Source organism: Ruegeria sp. D4 (genome assembly GCF_056534475.1).
The window spans coordinates 18799-39644 of sequence record NZ_JBQFPJ010000021.1; the positions used below are offsets into that span (position 1 = coordinate 18799).

General features: G+C 57.9%; 18 protein-coding genes. 11 read left to right on the top strand and 7 right to left on the bottom strand.

Annotation, left to right across the window (positions count from 1 at the left end):
• Positions 1 to 72 precede the first annotated feature (72 nt).
• The 7 genes from ACR0MI_RS20460 (at position 73) to ACR0MI_RS20490 (ending at position 6554) form a co-directional block, all read left to right on the top strand.
• Positions 73 to 1350 (top strand): flavin-containing monooxygenase, encoded by a 1278-nt coding sequence (locus ACR0MI_RS20460; RefSeq protein WP_170611572.1) that lies wholly within the window; start codon positions 73 to 75, stop codon positions 1348 to 1350.
• Between the two features lie 17 nt (positions 1351 to 1367).
• The gene (locus tag ACR0MI_RS20465; protein ID WP_170611570.1) at positions 1368 to 1784 is read left to right on the top strand and encodes a RidA family protein; all 417 of its coding nucleotides are present in this window, start codon (positions 1368 to 1370) and stop codon (positions 1782 to 1784) included.
• Between the two features lie 84 nt (positions 1785 to 1868).
• Positions 1869 to 2543: a DUF1028 domain-containing protein gene (locus ACR0MI_RS20470; RefSeq protein WP_170611568.1), complete on the top strand. Its 675-nt coding sequence runs from the start codon at positions 1869 to 1871 to the stop codon at positions 2541 to 2543.
• A 15-nt stretch (positions 2544 to 2558) separates the two neighbouring features.
• Entirely contained in the window at positions 2559 to 4055 is a 1497-nt protein-coding gene (locus tag ACR0MI_RS20475) for an aldehyde dehydrogenase (RefSeq protein WP_170611566.1), read from the top strand.
• A gap of 25 nt (positions 4056 to 4080) precedes the next feature.
• Positions 4081 to 5019 carry a LysR substrate-binding domain-containing protein gene (locus tag ACR0MI_RS20480; RefSeq protein WP_170611565.1) on the top strand — a complete coding sequence of 313 codons (939 nt, stop codon included), beginning with the start codon at positions 4081 to 4083 and terminating at the stop codon, positions 5017 to 5019.
• A 117-nt stretch (positions 5020 to 5136) separates the two neighbouring features.
• Entirely contained in the window at positions 5137 to 6285 is a 1149-nt protein-coding gene (gene argE, locus ACR0MI_RS20485) for an acetylornithine deacetylase (protein ID WP_170817113.1), read from the top strand.
• An 8-nt stretch (positions 6286 to 6293) separates the two neighbouring features.
• A complete protein-coding gene (locus ACR0MI_RS20490) occupies positions 6294 to 6554 on the top strand; it encodes a CBU_0592 family membrane protein (RefSeq protein ID WP_170817114.1) in 261 nt (86 codons plus the stop codon).
• Between the two features lie 17 nt (positions 6555 to 6571).
• On the opposite strand, the gene ACR0MI_RS20495 is transcribed toward ACR0MI_RS20490, so the two are convergent.
• From ACR0MI_RS20495 to ACR0MI_RS20520, 6 genes are all read right to left on the bottom strand, one after another.
• Positions 6572 to 6934, bottom strand: a complete 363-nt coding sequence (locus ACR0MI_RS20495) for a cupin domain-containing protein (protein ID WP_170817115.1) — start codon at positions 6932 to 6934, stop codon at positions 6572 to 6574.
• 380 nt (positions 6935 to 7314) lie between these two features.
• Positions 7315 to 8352 carry an extracellular solute-binding protein gene (locus ACR0MI_RS20500; RefSeq protein ID WP_170817116.1) on the bottom strand — a complete coding sequence of 346 codons (1038 nt, stop codon included), beginning with the start codon at positions 8350 to 8352 and terminating at the stop codon, positions 7315 to 7317.
• A gap of 19 nt (positions 8353 to 8371) precedes the next feature.
• Positions 8372 to 9181: an ABC transporter permease gene (locus ACR0MI_RS20505; protein ID WP_170611552.1), complete on the bottom strand. Its 810-nt coding sequence runs from the start codon at positions 9179 to 9181 to the stop codon at positions 8372 to 8374.
• Between the two features lie 3 nt (positions 9182 to 9184).
• Positions 9185 to 10114, bottom strand: a complete 930-nt coding sequence (locus ACR0MI_RS20510; protein ID WP_170611550.1) for an ABC transporter permease — start codon at positions 10112 to 10114, stop codon at positions 9185 to 9187.
• On the bottom strand, positions 10114 to 11205 hold the full coding sequence (locus ACR0MI_RS20515; protein ID WP_480855456.1) for an ABC transporter ATP-binding protein: 1092 nt from the start codon (positions 11203 to 11205) through the stop codon (positions 10114 to 10116). The genes ACR0MI_RS20510 and ACR0MI_RS20515 overlap by 1 nt, the downstream gene beginning before the upstream one ends.
• A 714-nt stretch (positions 11206 to 11919) precedes the next feature.
• Positions 11920 to 12603 (bottom strand): DnaA N-terminal domain-containing protein, encoded by a 684-nt coding sequence (locus ACR0MI_RS20520; RefSeq protein ID WP_170611547.1) that lies wholly within the window; start codon positions 12601 to 12603, stop codon positions 11920 to 11922.
• Positions 12604 to 13065: 462 nt separating this feature from the next.
• Here ACR0MI_RS20520 and ACR0MI_RS20525 point away from each other — a divergent pair, with 462 nt between their 5' ends.
• Both ACR0MI_RS20525 and ACR0MI_RS20530 read left to right on the top strand, forming a co-directional pair.
• Complete coding sequence (locus tag ACR0MI_RS20525) at positions 13066 to 14373, top strand: AAA family ATPase (RefSeq protein WP_170611545.1); 1308 nt, start codon at positions 13066 to 13068, stop codon at positions 14371 to 14373.
• Positions 14370 to 15476, top strand: coding sequence for a ParB N-terminal domain-containing protein (locus ACR0MI_RS20530; protein ID WP_170817117.1), 1107 nt, complete (start codon positions 14370 to 14372; stop codon positions 15474 to 15476). The genes ACR0MI_RS20525 and ACR0MI_RS20530 overlap by 4 nt, the downstream gene beginning before the upstream one ends.
• Before the next feature lie 66 nt (positions 15477 to 15542).
• On the opposite strand, the gene ACR0MI_RS20535 is transcribed toward ACR0MI_RS20530, so the two are convergent.
• A complete protein-coding gene (locus ACR0MI_RS20535; RefSeq protein ID WP_170817118.1) occupies positions 15543 to 16598 on the bottom strand; it encodes a tyrosine-type recombinase/integrase in 1056 nt (351 codons plus the stop codon).
• 479 nt (positions 16599 to 17077) lie between these two features.
• Here ACR0MI_RS20535 and ACR0MI_RS20540 point away from each other — a divergent pair, with 479 nt between their 5' ends.
• The gene (locus tag ACR0MI_RS20540; protein ID WP_170611539.1) at positions 17078 to 18046 is read left to right on the top strand and encodes a carbon-nitrogen hydrolase family protein; all 969 of its coding nucleotides are present in this window, start codon (positions 17078 to 17080) and stop codon (positions 18044 to 18046) included.
• Between the two features lie 50 nt (positions 18047 to 18096).
• Positions 18097 to 20841, top strand: coding sequence for an aminotransferase class I/II-fold pyridoxal phosphate-dependent enzyme (locus tag ACR0MI_RS20545; protein WP_480492146.1), 2745 nt, complete (start codon positions 18097 to 18099; stop codon positions 20839 to 20841).
• Positions 20842 to 20846: the final 5 nt, after the last annotated feature.

Consider the following 20846-nt stretch of genomic DNA (forward strand, 5'->3'; position numbering starts at 1 on the left):
CCTATCCAGTTCAGCCATGAGTTTGCCCGGCCATTTGTGTCGGACCGAGATACAGTCAAAGGGAAACGAAACATGCCCATCGAGAAAACGGACACACTGGTTGTTGGTGGCGGTCAAGCCGGTATCGCGCTCAGCGAGCATTTGGGAAACAACAATGTTCCGCATATCATTCTGGAAAAGAACCGGACGGCCGAGGCATGGCGTACCGGTCGCTGGGATGCTCTGGTCGCCAACGGCCCGGCCTGGCACGATCGTTTCCCGAGCCTGCTGTTCAAGGGCGACGATCCGGATGCCTTTGTCTCGAAAGACCGGGTGGCCAACTATCTTGTCGAATATGCCGAAATGGTGAACGCGCCCATCCGCGAAGGCGTCGAGGCGCTCAGGGCCGAGCGTATGCCCGGCGAGGGCGGCTTCCGTGTCGAAACTTCGGCCGGTGAAATCCATGCCAAGCGCATTGTTGCCGCTACGGGCGCTTTCCAGCATCCGGTGATCCCGCCGATTGTGCCGGAAACGGAAGGTGTCGACCAGATTCACTCGTTTTTCTACAAGAACCCCGGCCAGTTGGCCGAAGGTGCCGTGATGGTCGTCGGTGCCGGATCATCCGGCGCACAGATCGCGGATGAGCTGAACCGGGCCGGCCGCAAGGTGTTTCTGTCGGTTGGACCGCATGACCGCCCGCCGCGCCGCTACCGAGGCCGGGATTTCGTCTGGTGGTTGGGCGTTCTGGGCCTGTGGGACGTGGCCGCGATGAAGCCGGGAACCGAACACGTGACCATCTCGGTCAGCGGCGCATATGGCGGACACACAATGGATTTCCGTCGTCTTGGCAACGAAGGCGTTACCCTGGTTGGCATGACAAAAAGCTTCGAGAACGGCGTTCTGAGCTTTGCCGACGATTTGCAGCGCAATGTGGCCGCTGGCGATGCCAATTATCACGAAATGCTGGATTTGGCGGACGCCTATGTGGACCGCACCGGGCTTGATCTTCCGGAAGAACCCGAGGCCCGCGAAGCCTTCGCCGATCCCGACAGCCTGACCAATCCGCTCGGTTCGGTCGATTTCACCAAGGAAGGCATTACCACGATCATCTGGGCCACGGGCTTCCGTCAGGATTTCAGCTGGATCAAGGCCAATGCCTTCGACAACAAAGGCGCGCCGATCCATCAGCGCGGGGTTTCGGTTGAACCGGACGTGTATTTCCTTGGCCTGCCCTGGCAGTCGCGCCGCGGCTCGACCTTCCTGTGGGGCGTCTGGCACGATGCGAAATACATTGCCGATCAGATCGCGATCCAGCGGGCCTATGCCGATTATGACGGCGAAGCAGCCATCATTGCCCCCGCAGCAGAGTAAGAAGACAGGACCCCGACATGGCGCATACACGTATCCGCAAATTCAATACCTCCGACACCTACCCCGAGCAAAACCTCGACAACGACCTTTGCCAGGCCGTTGTGACTCAGGGTGGCAAGACCGTCTACCTGCGTGGCCAGTGCCCGCAGAACCTGGACGATGCGGTCAACATCGAAAGTCACGACCCGGTCGAGCAGACCCACAAAGTGATGCAGAACATCAAGCAGCTGATCGAGGAATGCGGCGGCTCGATGGAGCATCTGGTCAAGGTCGTCGTCTACATCACCGATGTCCGCCACCGCGAGGCCGTCTATCGCACCATGGGCGAATACATCAAAGGCGTTCACCCGGTCTCGACCGGTCTGGTGGTTCAGGCGCTGGCACGTCCGGAATGGCTGGTCGAAATCGACGGCACCGCCGTTATCCCTGACTGATCGTTTCGATCAGTCGACAGACCGGACCGCGTCCCTTTCTTGCTCTCACGCGCGGTCCGGTTGCTGTGATTCAAGGAGACCTGAATGACTTTTTCATTGGTTGCCCGTTGCGCTGAAACCGGAATGTTTGGCTTAGCGATTTCCTCCTCGTCGCCCGCCGTGGCGGCCCGCTGTTCCTTTGCCCGCGCCGGAGTCGGGGCGGTCGCAACGCAGAACGTGACCGACCCCAGCCTTGGTCCGCTGACGCTGGACCTGATGGAACAGGGCAAGACCGCACCCGAGGCTATCGAGGCCATGAAGGCCGGCGCAAAATTCATCGAATACCGTCAGGTGCTGGCTGTAGATACGGCCGGGCGCACCGCAATTCACTCCGGCCCGAACAGCCTTGGTATCTGGACACAGGCGCAGGCCGAGAACGTCGCATCGGGCGGGAACCTGCTGGACAATGACGGCATTCCGCAGGCCATCGTCGATGGGTTCCTTTCGGCCTCGGGCCATATCGGCGACCGCCTGATTGCCGCGATGCGCGCGGGACTTGCTGCGGGTGGCGAGGCAGGTCCGGTGCATTCCGCAGGCCTGAAGATTGTCGACAAAGTTAGCTGGCCGGTGGCCGATCTGCGCTGCGACTGGACCGAGGATTGTCCCATCGAGGCTGTTGCAACCGCTTGGAATATCTACAAGCCACAACTGGACGCCTACATCCAGCGCGCACTCGACCCGCGCGAGGCGCCGTCCTACGGCGTTCCCGGCGACCAGTAATCAGGGAGAGACAGAATGTTGGACTATTCACACGAAGACTGGAAAGCCCGTGCCGCCGGTCTGTCGTTCCGGGGGCAGGCCTTCATCAATGGCTCGTTCGTCGATGCGGCCTCAGGCAAGACCTTTGACAGCGTCAATCCGGCCACCGGCGCGGTTCTGACCAAAGTTGCGGAATGTGACGAAGAGGACGTCAACCGGGCCGTTGCCGCGGGACGCGCTGCGTTCGAAGATGGCCGCTGGTCACGTATGGCACCGGGGGACCGCAAGGCGGTGATGCTGAAACTGGCCGATCTGATCCGGGACAATCTGGAAGAGATGGCGCTGCTGGACAGCCTCGACATGGGCAAGCTGGTCACTGATGCCGCCACCATCGACGCGCCGGGGTCCGCGCATTTCTTCCAGTGGTATGCCGAGGCCATTGACAAGGTCTATGACGAGGTTGCCCCCACCGGTCCCGGCGATCTGGCACTGGTCCGTCGCGTCCCCCTTGGCGTCGTTGGCGCCGTTACCCCATGGAACTTCCCACTGGACATGGCCACGTGGAAAGCCGCCGCCGCGCTGGCCGCAGGAAACTCGGTTGTGTTGAAACCGGCCGAGCAATCGCCACTTTCGGCATTGCGCCTGGCCGAACTGGCCGCCGAGGCCGGTGTCCCGGACGGGGTCTTCAACGTCGTGCCGGGCTATGGCGCGACGGCCGGTCGCGCGCTGGGTCTGCATATGGATGTGGATTGTCTGGCCTTCACCGGCTCGACCGCCATCGGCAAGATGTTCATGCAGTATTCGGGGCAGTCGAACCTGAAACAGATCTGGCCGGAAACCGGCGGCAAAAGCCCCAATCTGGTCTTTGCCGATTGCGAGGATCTGGACACCGCCGCCGACATGGCCGCCTTTGGAATATTCTTCAATCAGGGCGAGGTCTGCTCGGCCAACTCGCGGCTTTATGTCGAACGCTCGATCAAGGATGCCTTCGTCGAAAAGCTGATCGCACGGGCGCAGGCGACGCAGCCGGGCGACCCGCTGGACCCGGCCTCGAAAATGGGTGCCATCGTCGACGAAAAGCAGACGCAAGGCATTATCCGTTTCGTCGAAGAAGGCAAGAAATCGGCCAATCTGGTGACAGGCGGCGAGCGTGTCACCGTAGACGGCAAAGGCTGCTTTGTTCAGCCCACCATCTTTGACGACGTGAGCCACGACAACCCTCTGGCCCGCGATGAAATCTTTGGTCCCGTCCTGTCGGTCATTCCCTTTGACAGCGAGGATGAGGTCGTCGCCATGGCGAATGACTCGATCTACGGTCTGGCGGCCTCGGTCTGGACCGACAACCTCAGCCGCGCCTGCCGGGTGTCCGACAAGTTGATGGTCGGCACTGTTTCGGTCAACACCGTTGACGCCCTGTCTGCCCAAACGCCATTTGGCGGCATGAAACAATCGGGCTTCGGACGGGATTTGTCATTGCACTCGCTTGAAAAGTATACTGCTTTGAAGACCACGTGGATCAAGTACACGGCTTGATCCGCAACCACGCGGGGATGCGCCATTGCCTTTCAGATACACGCTGCGGCAGCTGGAATACTTTGTGGCCGTTGGAAAGGCAGGCAGCATCGCCGCTGCCAGCGACAAACTGAATGTCTCGTCGCCGTCGATCTCGGCGGCGATCACCCAGCTTGAGCTTGAGTTCGGCGTCAATCTGTTCGTGCGTGAACACGCACGGGGCCTGTCACTGACCAAGGCCGGGCACAAGTTCATGGAACGCACCGAATTCGTTCTGCGCGAGGCCGAACTTCTGGCGACGCTGGCAGGTGAAATCACCGGCAAGGTTCAGGGCATCCTTTCTGTGGGTTGTCTAATGACCTTTGCGCAGATCGTCCTGCCCGGATTGCGGCGGGAATTCGAGATCACATACCCCGACGTCCGCATCGAGCAGCGCGAACTCAATCAGGCGGAAATCTTCAGCCAGTTGCGCCGGGCAGAACTGGATATCGCGCTGACCTATGATCTGGATATACCTGCCGATCTGGAATTCCGGCCCCTTCACAAGCTGCCGCCATATGTTGTCCTGGGTGAAGGCCACCCGCTGGCCGACCGGACAGAGCTGACGATCCCCGATCTTCAGGACAGCCCAATGGTGCTATTGGACCTGCCGTTCAGTGGTGAGTATTTCCTGTCCTTCTTCCGGGATGCCAATATCAAACCGAATATCGGGGAACGAACTGCCGACATGTCCGTGATGCGGTCCCTCGTGGCCAATGGCTTCGGATTTTCGATCGCAAATATCCGCCCCCTGAATGTGCTGTCGCCCGATGGCAAAAAGCTGATCTTCGTTCCTTTGGCAGGGGATCTCAGACCGATGCATCTTGGGTTGCTCACAGCACGGGCCGAGAATGAGACCAACACGGTGAAGGCCTTTGTCGAGCATTGTGAACAAGCCGAGAAGTCCGGCACGCTCCCGGGTCTCTGCAATCAGAAAGCGGGCTGATATCAGCTTCGTTTTATCCTAACCTCTGGTTCGCCAATCCCGGATTTATGTTTTTTGCAGGTCGTATAGGCTGTGCACAACACGGGTATTTTCATCCAAATCACAGGCACAAAGCGTATGACGTCTTCGCTGGAAATTCTGGAAAAGCTGGTCGGCTTCGATACGGTCAGCAAGAACTCGAACCTTGAGCTGGCCAGCTATGTCGAAGCGTTTCTTGAGGCGCGCGGTTTTGCTGTTCACCGCATCACCGACCCCGGCGGGGAAAAAACCGGGCTTTATGCCGAAAAGGGACCGGACGGAGATGGCGTTTTGCTGTCCGCGCACACCGATGTCGTTCCGGTCGAAGGGCAAAGCTGGACCAGGGATCCCTTCCGGCTGACCCGCGAAGGTGACCGGCTTTACGGGCGCGGCACAACGGACATGAAGGGCTATGTGGCCTCGGTCATGGCTTTGGCCGACCGCACGGGCACCTCGAACCTGCGCGAGCCGCTCAGGATTGCATTGTCTTATGACGAAGAAGTCGGCTGCGTTGGCATTCAGCACATGCTGGACCGGCTGGCGCCGATGCTGGGTCAGCCCCGCGCCTGCTTTGTGGGCGAGCCCACCGAGATGCAGGTCGCTGTCGGACACAAGGGCAAAGCCGCATTGCGGGCTGTGTGCCACGGGCAAAGTGGTCATTCGGCGTTGGCGCCGAAATTCGTCAACGCGCTGCACCTGGCGACTGATTTCGTGAATGAGTTGCGCGCCCTGCAAAAAACCTATGCCGCAAGTGGAAACATCGACCCGGAATATTCCATTCCCTACACAACCTTTCACGTCGGCATGATGTCCGGCGGCAAGGCTTTGAACATCGTGGCGGACCGCGCCGAGCTGACCTTTGAATACCGGCATCTGGCATCAGACCGCGGCAAAGATATCCTCGACCAGATACAGGGTGCGGCCCACAGAGTTGGTGCGGCGTATCAGAACCTATGCCCCGAGGCGCGCGTCGAGGTCGAACAATATAACGCCTATCCCGGTCTGGACGTGCCCGACACGGATGCCGTCATCGGCTATGCCCTGAAGCTGTCGCAAAGCAACGCGACCACCAAGGTCGCGTTTGGCACCGAGGCCGGGTTTTTCAGCGAGTTGGGCATCCCCACCGTCGTTTGCGGGCCGGGATCAATGGAAAGGCAAGGACACAAGCCGGACGAATATCTGGACCTCGGGCAACTCAGCGCCTGTGACGCGATGATGGACCGTATCCTGGCCGATATCAGCCACTGAGATCGGATATGGAATTGCTGCAGGACCTCACTCTTGTTGACGGAATCGGCCTGTTGGGGTCGGCAGTTATCGTGTGCGTCTACTATCTGGCGACATGCAATGTCCTTCCCGCAAACAAGATACCCTTCAATGCCTGGAACATTCTGGGCGGATCACTGGTCATGATTTCCCTGATCCATCGGCCAAATCCGGGCGCAATCGTGATCGAGGTCATGTTCATTTTCATCGCCGTTCTGGCGGTCTTGCGAAACTTGCGCGGCGCACGGTAACCAGCGCCGCGCGCCTGTCATTCCGCAATCATGTAAAACTTGCGCAATGTCTGCGTGATTTCCCACGTACAGGGCGTGCCTTTGGGTACAAAAAAGGTGTCTCCGGCCCCAAAAACCTGCGCCACCCCGTCCGATCCGGTCAGCGTGACCGAACCCGAGATCACGGTCATCATCTCATCCACCGGATAAGCCTCGATATCCTCGCGACAGGGCGCGCATTCCCATACCCCTACCGAAATCTTCTCATCCCGGCTTTCGAAAAAGCTGCTTATGGTCTCGGTCTTGTCCGAGGTGGTGAAATCACCGTCAGCCACTAGGGAAGACGGGACAAAGCCGGATTCGGGGTGGCCATCGGCCAGCAAGCGGATAGGTTTGGTCATGCTTTCCTCCTTTTTTAACGCAGTGGCATCGGCAGAATTTTCGGCACCGGCCTCTCGCTGCTATCCAGGTCCCGTGCCCAGCGGTGTCCGGCATGGACGCCTGCGCCTCCCACTCGTCCCCGCACACAATCAGGTTCTGATAGACGTGATCTTCGGGTTTTTTTGACGTCAGCACAACAGCCGTACCCAACGGCAGCGCCGAACCTGCACCACCATGGATGCAGCGTTGCGCAAACTCAAAAAGCGCCTATCGCAAGCTGGACATCATCACCGAGCGTGCGCTTTTCCTGCTGCTGCTCAAACTCGTCGCAGTACCGATAGAGTAAAAGACCGGGCGGCCTGGCCGCCCGGTAAATTGGTGCTTATTGCACGGGGAGAGTTTACTTCTTCAGATTTGTCCAGATCTGGTCATAGACGGCCTGAACTTCCTGCGAACAAACCTCGATAAAGACACCGGGGCCGACCTTGTCGTGCGGGTTCTTTTCCGGTTGCGTCGCAAGCGCGGGGTCCAGGAACTCTTCGACGCCTGCGACCCCCGCGTTATAGCGAGCAAAGTTGGTGACAGCGGCGATGTTTTCCGGCTCCAGCAGGAAGTCCATGAATTTCAGAGCGTTGTCACGGTTCGGCGCATCCTTCAGCAGAACGACATTGTCCATCCACGCGATATAGCCCTGGGTCGGATAGGCATATTCGACATTTGCGCCTTCCTCGCGCGCCTTGGCCGAGAACCCGTCATAGATCTGGCCGACCGCCGCATCGCCCGAGACCAAAACCTCTTTGGCGGTGTCCGAGTTGAAGGATGACCAGTGCTGCTTGGCCTCTTGCAGCATGGCGTTCAGCGCCTTGAGCTGTTCGCGGTCGGTGGAACACTGCGGGATGCCCATGTGCAGCGCCGCCATGGCCATGACCTCACCCTGGCTGTCCAGCATGTTGATCCGCCCCTGCAACTCGGCCGGCGGGTTGAACAGGATGTCGGTGGTCTGGATGTCGCCGGAATAGACGTCGCGGTTCACGGCAAAGCTGGTCGAGCCCCACTGATACGGGATCGAATGTTTGCGGCCAGGGTCAAAGCTGGGATCGGCCCATTCTGGTTCGATATTGCCCTTGTTCTTCAGTTCGCCGTCTTCGATCGTGTCCAGCATGCCCTCGCCTGCCATGATCGACACCATGTAATCGCCCGGCACCGAAACGTCATAGGTACCGATCCCGCCAGCCTTGAGCGAGGCGAGCATCGCCTCGTTTGAATCGTAGGTGTCCATGGTCACCTCGATACCGGTTTCGTCAGAGAATTTGTCGATCAGCTCCTGCGGGATGTATTCGAACCAGTGATAGACAACCAGTTCGCCCTCGGCTGCCGCTGCATTTGCGCCCAAAGTCAGGGCCAGCACGGCGACGCCGCTTTTCATCATATGTTTCATTGTGTTCTCCCTCTGTTGGTTATTTCGTGTTGTCAGTTTTGCTGACGAAGTAGCTGATCGTGACCATGATGACGGACACGGCCAGCAGCATGGTCGAAATCGCCATGATATTGGGTTTGAGCCCCTGTTTGACCGAACCGAAGATCGCCGTCGGAAGGGTTTCGACACCCGCGCCTTTGACAAAGTTGGTGATGATGAAGTCATCCAGGCTGACGATGAAAGCCAGCAGGAAGCCCGAGATGATACCGGGCATCATCAGCGGCAGCAGAATCTTGGTAAATGCCTGCCGCTTGGTGGCATAAAGGTCCTGCGCGGCCTGTTCATAGCTGTCCTCGATCCCCTGCATCCGGGCCGAGATCGGCAAATAGGCAAAGGGAATGCAGAACGCGATATGAGCCAGCAGGATGGTCATGATGCCGCGTTCAAATCCGATCGAATTGAAAAAGATCAGGGTTGCAACGGCCGTCACAATCTCGGGCACCATCAGTGGCAGGCTGATCAGGCCGAATGACAGGGTGCGCAGCTTGAACCTGCCGCCCCGGACCATTCCGGTCGCCGCCAGTGTCGCAATTGACGTCGACACTGTGGCTGCAACGATGGCGATGATAAAACTGTTCTTGGCGGCCTGCTTGAACTTATCGCTTTCCGGTCCGGTGAACACGTCCGCATACCAGCGCAGCGACAGACCTTCCCAGTTTGTCAGTGATTGCGAGGCATTGAAGCTGTAGATCGTCACGACCAGCAGCGGCGCATACAGAACGATCAGACACAACAGGGTGATACCTTTGAAGCCGCGATAGGACTTGATGTCGAATTGCTTGCTTGCCATCGGTCAGCCCTCCGCTTTCTCGGCTTTGGCCTGTTGCCGTGCAAACAGCATCAGCAGGATCAGAACCATGGTCAGCAGGATCATCGACGCAGCCGCGCCAAACGGCCAGTTACCGGCATTGCCCTTGAACTGTTCCTCGATCAGCGAGCCGATCATAAAGTTCTTGGCGCCGCCCAGCAGGTCGGGGGCAAGGAAGGAACCCATTGAGGGAACGAACACAAGGATGCATCCGGCGATCACGCCGGGCTTCACCGCCGGAAGGAGAATGCGCCGCAAAGTCGTCCACTTGGTTGCATACAGATCCGCTGCCGCCTCGCTCAGCGCGAAGTTGTAGCGTTCCACCGCCGCGTAGATCGGCAGCACCATGAAGGGCAGATAGGAATAGAACAGGCCCAGTTGCACCGCGAAGTTGGTATTGACGATATGCAGGGGGCTGTCGATCAAACCGATGCTGATCAAAAAATCATTCAGCGGACCCTGGTCGCGCAGCAGGAATTTCATCGACACGGTCCGGATCAGCAGGTTCACCCAGTACGGGATCGTGATCAGGAACACCCAGACGGGCCGCATGTTTTCGGGCCGGGTGGCAATGAAATAGGCCGTCGGAAAGCCGATCACCAGGCTAAGCACCGTCGCCGCGCCCGCCTGCCAGATCGAACGCCAGAAGATGGTGAGGTAGGTCCATTCGATCTTGGGCGGTTCATCCCCGAACAGACCACGGTCAAAGAAGAACTGATCATAAGCGGCCAGCGAAAACTCCCAGATCACGCCGCCGCGGAACTCTTTCGTCAGGAACGAGTAGACCAGCATCATGAACACCGGTGCCAGGACCAAAATGCTCAGCGTCACCCATGCAGGCAACAGCAGCCAAGTGCGGGCCTCCTTATAGGTGTCGGTCGTTGCGCTGCCGCCGCTTGCTGCACCGGCGGCCATCAGTCCACCAGGAGGCGCGCGGCCCCCACCTCCATGTTGACGAACATCTCGGTGCCCGGCTCGAAGATGCGCTTGTTGCCGCGATCAGAGTTCGACGTGCGCACCACGAAATCGGGTCCGTCCTGCAGATCCACGATCGTGGTGATGTCGGTGCCGACAAATATGTTGTCCTTCACGCGCCCCTTGAGGCTTTCGCTTTCGACCGGTTTGTCGGACATGTACAGACGCTCGGGTCGGATCGACATGTGAACCTTTGACCCCACCCCGACACCTTCGACCTGATCACAGGTCAGTTCGTGCCCGCCGCCCAGATGACAGATCGCGCGACCGTCCCGGAGCCCGTCGACGGATACTTCCAGCAGGTTCGTCTCGCCGATGAAATCGGCAACAAACATGTTGCGCGGTCGCTCATAGATATCCGTCGGCGCGCCCAGTTGCTGCATTTCACCTGCTGACATCACCGCAATGCGATCGGACATGGTCAGCGCCTCTTCCTGATCGTGCGTCACGAAGATAAAGGTAATCCCGGTTTCCCGCTGCAGGTGCTTCAGTTCAAGCTGCATGGCCTTGCGCAGTTTAAGGTCCAGGGCGGATAGCGGCTCGTCCAGCAACAGCACTTTGGGCTGTGGCGCCAATGCACGCGCCAACGCGACCCGCTGTTGCTGGCCGCCCGAAAGCTGGCTTGGTTTGCGCGCCGAAAACTGGCTGAGCTGCACCAGTTCCAGCATTTCACCGGCTTTCGTGCGCGCCTGAGACTTCGACGCACCGCGCATCTCAAGCCCAAAAGCCACGTTGTCCAGAATGGTCATATGCGGAAACAGCGCATAGTTCTGGAACACCGTATTCACCGGGCGCTTGTTCGGTGGCAGGTTTTCAATCTCATCGCCATACAGGAAAATGGCGCCTTCGGTCACGTCCTCGAACCCGGCAATCATCCGCAGCAAAGTGGTCTTGCCGCAGCCCGACGGCCCCAGAAGCGTAAAGAACTCATTGTCCATGATCGACAGTGAGATCCTTTTCAGCGCCGTAAAGTCGCCGTAGCGCTTGACCGCATCCCGCACGTCAATCGCGACATTTCCACTGTCAGACACATCCGCCTCCCTAAGTACCGCGAAATTTGGCACAGGTATATACGGAGCGGCGGAACCTCTGAAGAATTGAGTTCCTCACCAAACATTAGGCTAAACCTAATCATTTATTGTTTCCTGATGCGACGCAGGCATTTACCAATGGAATGCCTGGTCGTTGCCCCGTGGTTCGCGTGGCCCCTCACCTGCCAGAAATGCACCTTGGATTGCCGCTTGGTTTTGTACAGCCGAGGGCGGAAGACCCTCGTCGCGTGTGGGGCAGACGAATTGCGACACAGCGTTCCACAAGACACCAGCTAAATGGACAAGACCGTTTTTCTTACGAGTGCAAGGATCCGTTGACCACCGGGCACGCGGCCATCGCCTTGAAGACAACGCCCGACATTTTCTTCGCGTAGTATCGTGACGGAAGCCGGCCATTTGGATCAACTGTATAAAGTAGAAAAGCCCGGCGTGATTTGGCCATCTTGGACCATGTTGGCTGAGACGGGCCACGTACTACGGAACTTCCAGGTCTTTCCGGAAACATGCGTTACAGCTTCAGTCAGATACTGATACGCAAAAATCAGGCATTTTGCGCACCACCCATATTTGATTACATCTCCTCAAATGCTCAGCATCGCAACCGCGATGTTCAGAAAACCTTCGTTTGGCGCAATCAGAGGCGACGCCGGTGACCCGTATGGTTATCAGCTGGTCTTGCCTGCCCTCGCTGACTTATTCCGCAGCGTCGATCCGCAGGGTTCGGACAGAAGGGTCCACACGCGCATACGCGGCCAAAACGCGGGTTGTCCATTTTTGCGAAATGTAATCCGCCATGAAACGGCTAGGCGCAATCAGGGTGGCCACCCCCCCTGCCCTGCCAGCCTCGACCAGATGCTGGAACCAACTGGACCAAAGCTCTGGGTCGCGTTCATACAGAAACGCCTGGACCGACCGCCAGACGTCATCGTCGCCTGTTTCCGGAGCCGGAGGTTTGGATTTGAACGGTATGATGTTGGTTTCTTCGGCCGGGGCCTGCCCCATCCTGTCCTGAAAATCCCTGCCAATAGTGGGCCAGATCTCTTCGGTGTCGATCATGATCTGCTTCAGATCCAGTTCATAGACCGCAACCCGCCCCCGTGCTGCCGGTCGCTTGACTGAAATCCACCCCCTGCCGCGCAGCTTGGCCATCTCGCGTTTGACGGTCCGTTCATCCACGGACCACAGGCGCGCAATTTCCTCGCGCCCGATTGACAGTTCGTTGTTGCGCCAGTTGTAGCGGGTGGTGATCAGAACCATTATGCGAAGAATGCTGCGCTGGCGATGCTTGTCGCCAGACAGCGCGTGGACAGACAGCGCCGATAGAATGTCATATTTCAGGGCCGAGGCATTGCGCCCGACCGGTTTTGCAACCTGCATTTGTCCCTCACCGCTCTATCTGCCTCACGCGGTTGCTTACCGCCTCGCGCTTTTCCAACGCTTTTCGTGATGATGTCCCAATTAGCGTCCAGTGCATCGATTCTGTCAAGAGCTGTCTTGTTTTGGGCGGTTGGGGATTTATTTCCGGCAATCAAAAAAGAAAAGAAATTGGTGAAGTATTGGTGATAGGGGACACCCTGTCTGTCCCCTTATTTGGGTATTTTGTCCCCCTAAATGCTGTATATTCGAACTTATTGACCCCCTAATTCTGGAGCGTTCGCCCTAGCGAGCGCCTTTCCTCGTCAGCGTCGCGAATCGAATCGGCCCACGTGCCGATGGCCCTTGTTTTCTTACCCGTGGGTAAGATTGTCATCCCATCATAATTTCTTTTGCCAAAGCTGCAAATCAAGCGTAAATATGAAAACCACAAAATTTAACGTCCTAAGAAACGAGACCCGAGGCATGTACACGCACGAAGACCTGAATGCATTGCGTAATCAGTCGCTCAAATTGCAGGGCTGGATTCGCCAGCAGACCTTTAGCCCTGAGATGGAGAAGACCCTCCGCCGGTTCTCAAGCTGGGAAGTGTCGGAGCTGATCTTTAAGGTCAACCAATCCACATTTCGGGGCAAGCTGGCCTCGGACCCGACCCTGCCCAGTGGTGAGGTGGAGCCAGATGGCCGGCAGAGATGGTTCAGCCTGGAAGAAGTCAACGAGCTGCGTCGGCGGTTGAAGGTGAACCGCAAGACCCTGATGCCGCCCCGCCCGGCCGGCAAGCGTGCCATCCGTGCCGCTGTAGCCAACTTCAAAGGTGGCGCGGGCAAGTCTACGGTGGCGTTGCATCTGGCCCATGCCGCGGCACTGGATGGCTACCGGGTGTTGGTGGTGGATTTCGACCCGCAGGCGACACTGAGCCATTCGATGGGCCTGACGGATGTTGCCGAAGACTTTACGGTCTGGGGCATTATGGCGCGTGATCTTATCCGCGAGACCCAACGGATGAACAACCGCCCCGCCGCCGCCGAATCCGGGACCGCCCTGCCCCGCCGCGAGTTGCCGCCATCGATTACGGACATGGGGCTCGGTGATCTGCGGATCGGTGACTTTATCAAGCAGACGTCCTGGTCCAGCATCGACGCCATCCCGTCCTGCGCCAACGCCGCTTTTGTCGAGTTTGCCTCGGCTCAGTACCGGCACTTGAATCCGGAATGGTCGTTCTTTGCGGCAGTATCGCGTTATCTGGACCAGATCCCCGATGACTCTTACGACCTGATCCTGTTCGACTGCCCGCCTGCCATTGGCTACCAGTCGATGAACGCAGTGTTTGCGGCGGACATGCTGTATGTCCCATCCGGCCCGGGTTACTGGGAATACGACTCCACGACCTCGTTCATTGGCCAGCTTGCTGAAGCTCTGGAGGACCTCGCTTATGGGTTCGACAAAACATTACCCACGGGTAAGATCGGGCTTCCCAAGACCTTCTGTGAGTTGCGCTTTCTGCTGACGCGATATGAGCCCGGCAACGCCCTGCACCACGCCATGTTCGACGCATTTCGAAAGGTGTTCGGGGAACACGTGGCCGAGCACCCGGTCGAGATGACCCGCGCGGTTGAACAATCCGGTCGTTTCCTCAGTTCGGTCTACGAGATGGATTACCGAGAGATGACCCGGGAAACCTGGCGCCGCGCACGATCGACCTTTGACAACGTATATGAAGAGTTTCGGGGCGTCATGCTGTCGGCCTGGGATAAGCTGGAGGATGACGCATGACCCGCAAACGCAGAATGTTCGACATTGATATGCCTGCCATGGAAGACATACCCGTGGGTAAGGTTCCGGACCAAGTTCTGGAGAAGCGGCGGGGTCCGATGGCCGCAGCAATCTCGGAGAATGCTGGTGCTCTGCGCGATCAGCAGTCAACCGAGGATGCCATTCGCGCGGAAAATGACAGGCTTGCGCATGAACTGGTGAGCCTGCGGGCCGAAGGACTGGTGACGGAACGTGTAGCCCTGTCAGACGTCGTTACAGAAAAACTGACGCGCGATCGCAAACCCGGTTCGGATCCGGAATTGGAGGAGTTGAAAGCGTCGATCAGGGAAATCGGTCTTTCCAACCCGATCCGGCTGGAGCGTCGCGCAGACGGGCGATTTGACCTGATTCAGGGGATGCGCCGCCTTTTCGCTTATCGTTTGTTGCTGGAAGAAACCGGCGATTCCATCTACGCAAAAATTCCGGCCGGCATTTCGGACGCCGCTGATCTGGACAGCAGCTATCGGCGTATGGTGGATGAAAACCTGATCCGAAAGGACATCTCCTTTGCGGAAATGGGTGCGTTGGCCCGGGCCTACGCAGAGGATCCGGCCAATGACTGTGCGGATGTGGACAAGGCGGTTTCGATTCTTTTCAAATCAGCAAGCTACACAAAGCGAAGTTATATTCGGGCATTCGCGAGCCTGCTGACCAGGCTGGACAAGGTTCTGAATCACCCAAATGAAATCCCGCGAAATGTGGGGGTCGAACTGAAGCGCAAGCTTGATTCTGACCCGGGTTTGATCCGCGCAGTCAGCACTGCGTTGATGAGCGAACCCGACAGGGACAACGCACGAGAGGTTGCGATTCTCCGGTCTTTTTTGGGACAGGCCTCGGAAGCTGTTGCCAGGCCGAAACCGAACAGTCCCGGAAAGCCGCGCCGGGCGAAGACGACGTTTCAGGTGTCTGGCCGCGCTGGGATTGCGAAGTGTTCGGCCTCGAGTGGACGGTTGGAGATCAGGCACGATCTGGACTTTACGCGTGTTGATCGTGCTAGGCTGGAGGCCGCCATTGCAACGATGATTGAATACCTGCGAGAGGAGGATGATCTTACCCACGGGTAAGAATCTCCAGAAATCATGTGAAGCATCCGTGGGGTGTTGGACTAAAATCCAACACCCTTTTTCGTGTTAGCCCAAAAGGTCCGTAGCGGGATTTTCTGCGATATCGACGTCGTCGTAGTACTTCTGCGCCTGCGCGACCGAGCGGTGCAGGGACAGTCGCATGGCTGCCTGAATCGGGGCGCCGTCCAATGCGGCCTGGGTCAGAAAGCCCGAACGAAGACCGTGGGCAGAGGCAAAGTCTTCGGGCAGGCCGGCCAGCTTCAATCGATGTTTGACGATCTGCGCTACCGCGTCGGGGGAAAGGCGGCGGTTCAGCACCCGATCAGCTTTCGAGATCGGGCGGAAGAGGGGGCCGTCGTTGATCTGCCCAACTTCGATCCAATTCACTAAAGCCTGCGCTGCTCGGCCTTTCAGCACCAGTCTGGGGGTTTCTCCCTTCTGGGTGGTCTTGGTTTCCAGCAGGGACAGCCAGATGACGCCACTCTTGGCGAACTCCTTCAGGGAAACATCCTCGCGCATCAACGCCGTGATTTCCGAGCGGCGGCGCCCGCCGCTGGCCCAGCCCAGCATCAGGATCGCCCGGTCGCGGCAATCGCGACGACTGCCACGGCAGGTCGCCAACAGTTGTTCGAGCACATCGCGGGTGATGGGGTGGGCGGATTTTGGGGCAGGGGGGCGGGCTGCTGCGCGGCGTGCCTTGGCCCGCGCTTGCTTCACCTGCGGCGCCTCAAACGGGCTGGGAAGGTTCTTCATCCGGTGGAAGGCCAGCCAGGAGGCGATACGCCGGTCCAGCGTTGAGGGGGCCGGGCAGGCCAGTGACTTGCGCAACCCTTGTGCAATCAGCGCTTCTGCCGTCTGGCGGGCGACATCCGTTTCCGGCGCGTCGTTCAGATCCCGGGCATGATCGAGGATGAAGGCGAGGGCGGCTTCTTCATTCTCGGGCCAGTTGAGGATCGAGGCCATCCGAGCGGCCTTCCAGGCCGTGATGTAGACCAGGTCACGCTCGTACGCTCGTAATGTGTTTTCCGGCGTGCCGCGGACATAGAGATCGGTCAGCGCGTCCTGATCTGCTGAGGACAGTGCAGGAGAAGAGGCTGGGAGATATGGGGCAGGGGTACTCATAGCGCGTATTCTGCGTCAATTCAGTTCGCTTTTCAATTGACTCGATAACCGATACTTATCGGTTATAAAAGGTCATTTAGAGTCACGCTCGAAGTAGTGAGCAAAATTTGAAAATTTCGCACATATGGTGAGAAGATGGAAATCGGATCAAGAAGTATTCAAAAGCCGATGTATTGGAGCGAGACGACTATTTTGCCAATCGGGTGATACGACATGAATGACCGGAAAATTGTCGATCATCGCGCTGCCATTCCGACCGGGGCAGGGCGGGCAGATTGGCGACAAGCCCTAGCATGGACGCAAGACACGAACAGACTGGCACCTTGCCAATTCCCTAAATCACTCATCGGCTAAGTTCACGAGTGCCAGCGATCAAACAGTTTACGATAGAAATCTGGGGTGCTCAAAAAAACAGGCTGGTAACGGGGTTCACCTGAAAATAAGGTGATCAGACAGCTTACTCGGGAGAGATGCCCAATATGACTCCATTTGCGGTCGCCGGCGTTCAGATGCACGTCGCAGCGCTTCATTCGAACGTAGAGGCGATGCGCCATCGTATTGAAATTCTGATGGCCCGGTTTCCATGGACTCAGATGGTTCTGTTTTCCGAACTTGCGCCCTATGGGCCACTGGACCGTTTCGCGCAGCCCTTCCCGAATGACGCTATATTGCAGTTTCAGGAGGATGCGCGCCGCTTCGGAATTTGGCTGATCCCCGGGTCGATGTTCGAAAAGACCGAAGATGGGCGTATTCTGAACACGTCTGTCGTCATCAATCCCGACGGCGAAATTGTCGCCAAGTATTCGAAGATGTTTCCCTTCCGCCCGTATGAGGCCGGGATTTCGGCCGGGACTGATTTCTGTGTTTTTGATGTTCCGAATGTCGGGCGCTTCGGCCTTTCCATCTGCTATGACATTTGGTTTCCGGAAACGACGCGGCAACTGACCAGTCAGGGCGTCGAAGTTCTGCTTCACCCGGTCCTGACCGGGACCACTGACCGCGAAGCGGAACTTGCCATTGCAAGGGCGACGGCGGCGCAGTTTCAGTGTTACGTCATTGACGTGAATGGCCTGGGGGCCGGTGGTGTCGGTCGTTCGCTGGTGGTCGACCCATCAGCAACAGTGTTGCATCAGTCCGCCGGACAGGAAGACATGTTCCCGATCGAAATCGATCTGGACCAGGTACGGCGTCAACGGGAAACCGGTCTCAAGGGACTTGGGCAAGTTCTCAAGAGCTTCCGGGATCGCGACGCGGATTTCACGGTTTATGATCGCACAAGCGGTGCCGATGCTTACCTGAACACGCTCGGGCCGCTGGAAATTCCCCGGCAGGGATCGGATCGCGGTTTGCTGGCATCCGACCCCAGAACTTCGATTGAAGAAGCGGAAAGAGATTTGCTGACGCCGCCTAACCTTTCTGTCTTACACGGAAAGACAGGTTCGGATTAATCGGATCAGGAGGCGGCACTGATCCGGACGCGACAGAAAGGAGGCAGGTATTGAACTTGCACTCGCAGAAGAAGAAGTTGCCGTCCCTACGAGATTATTACAGCGCCACGCAACTTCGGGCTGATCGATGGAGCGCCTTACGAGAGGCCGCTGAAGGCCTCGCCCTTCATGGCCGGGAAAAACGCCAAAGCCAGAAGCTGATGTCGACGGCGGAGCATCTGTTTGATGTTCTGGAACCGATCGAGCTTTACTGGGCGTTCCCCGGAATCCACGCGTTCGAGCATCTGCGGCGTCTTCTGCAAAATGGCAATGTTCAGGATCTGTCGATCTGCGTTCGTCGTATTGCGCGGGCGCTGACGTCGGGCGCTTACCGGCGGCGGTCGATTCCGCTGTCTTCCGATGAAATAGACAATGAAGATTATGAAGACGAAGCCTCGCTTGCGCCAGAAGCCCGTGCATTGGGGCGGCCCTATTTTGAGGTGCTGATCGTCGACGATGTCACTGAACATCAGGAAAGGTTCCTGCGGCAAAACCTGCTGCGCATGCGTCGGCTGGAAGATTCCTTCATTTATGAACCGGTCATTGTTCCGTCGCTGGAGGACGCCCTGATCGGGGTTCTGTTCAACTACAACGTTCAGGCCGTGGTGATCCGGCCGGGCTTGTCGCTCAAGTCGAAGATCGATCTTCCGATCCTGAATCAGTACCTGACGCGTGTCAGCGAGGACGAGGATGTTGACGGCCTCGACCCGCATGAATACGGACCGGAAGCCTGTCGGCTTATTGAAAAAATCCGACCCGAACTGGACGCGTATCTTGTCACAGACCGTTCTGCCGAAGATATTGCCGGGCTGGACCTGGGCCGCTGCCGACGGGTCTTTTACAATCAGGAGGATTTTCAGGAACTGCACCTCAACATCCTTCGCGGCGTCGATCGCAGATTCAAAACCCCTTTTTTCTCGGCCCTCAAGGAATACTCGAAACAGCCAACGGGTGTTTTCCACGCCATGCCGATCAGCCGTGGAAAATCGATCAGCCGTTCGCACTGGATTCAGGACATGGGGGCATTCTACGGGTCGAACATCTTTCTGGCTGAAACATCCGCGACCTCGGGCGGGTTGGACAGCCTGCTGGAACCGCGCGGCCCGATCAAGGAAGCGCAGGACATGGCCGCCCGCGCTTTTGGGGCGAAACACACGTTCTTTGCCACTAACGGCACTTCGACGTGCAACAAGATCGTTGTTCAGTCGGTCGTTCGACCAGGTGATATCGTTCTGGTCGACCGGGATTGCCACAAATCGCACCACTACGGCATGGTTCTCGCCGGGGCGAGCGTCGTTTATATGGACAGCTATCCGCTGCACGAGCATTCGATGTACGGTGCCGTGCCGCTGAAAGAGATCAAGCACACCTTGTTGAAGCTGAAAGATGCCGGAAAGCTGGATCGCGTCCGGATGGTGCTGTTGACCAACTGCACCTTCGACGGGGTTGTCTACAATGTTCAGCGTGTCATGGAAGAGTGTCTGGCCATCAAGAAGGACTTGATCTTTCTGTGGGACGAAGCCTGGTTCGGTTTTGCGCGGTTTGACCCGACCTACCGCCAGCGTACCGCCATGGGGGTGGCCAACGTGTTGCGGCAAACGCTGCGCACGCCGGAAGCGGCCAGCGCCTGGGCGGCCCAGCAGGAAAAGCTTGAGGGTGCGAGCCATGAAAAGCTGCTCGGGACCCGGCTGGTTCCGCCACCCGATGCCCGCGTCCGCGTCTATGCCACGCAATCGACCCACAAGACCCTGACGTCATTGCGGCAGGGGTCGATGATTCACGTCAACGATCAGGATTTCAAAGGCGAGGTGGAGCAGGCTTTCCACGAGGCCTACATGACCCACACCTCGACTTCACCGAACTACCAGATCATCGCTTCCCTGGACGTGGGGCGCCGACAGGTCGAACTGGAAGGGTTCGAATTTGTGCAAAAGCAGATCGAGACAGCCATGTCGATCCGGCGCGCCATCTCGGACCATCCGGTTTTGCAGAAGTATTTCAAGGTGGTGACTGCCGGAGAAATGATCCCGGAAGAATACCGGGAAAGCGGCGTGCAGGCCTATTACGATCCCGATCACGGCTGGGTCGATAAATGGACGATGTGGAGTCAGGACGAATTTGTACTGGACCCGACGCGCATTACGCTGGCCGTGGGTGGAACAGGCTGGGACGGCGACACGTTCAAGACCAAGATCCTGATGGACAAATATGGCATCCAGATCAACAAGACGTCGCGGAACACCGTGCTGTTCATGACCAATATCGGGACAACCCGATCCTCGGTCGCCTACCTGATCGAAGTGCTGGTCGAAATTGCCAATGACCTGGACGAGCTTTTGGACGATGCCTCGAAAATGGAACGCAGGTCATTTGAAAACCGGGTCCAGGCTTTGGTTGAAGACGTGCCGCCGTTGCCGGATTTCAGCCGGTTCCACGATGCCTTCAGGGATGGATCAGATACGCCCGAAGGAGATATCCGGACCGCGTTTTTCCTCGCTTATGACGAGGACAACTGCGACTATATTCCGACCGATGACAAGCTGATGGCGCGGCTTGAAGCGGGTGAGGAGCTTGTCTCGTCCAGCTTCATTATTCCCTATCCGCCAGGCTTCCCGATTCTGGTGCCCGGTCAGGTCATCAGTCCGGAAATCCTGTCATTCATGCGGGCGCTGGACGTCAGTGAAATTCATGGTTTCCGCGAAGACCTGGGTCTGCGCGTGTTTACCCAAGAGGCCTTGGAGTCCGTCAAAAAATAATATCA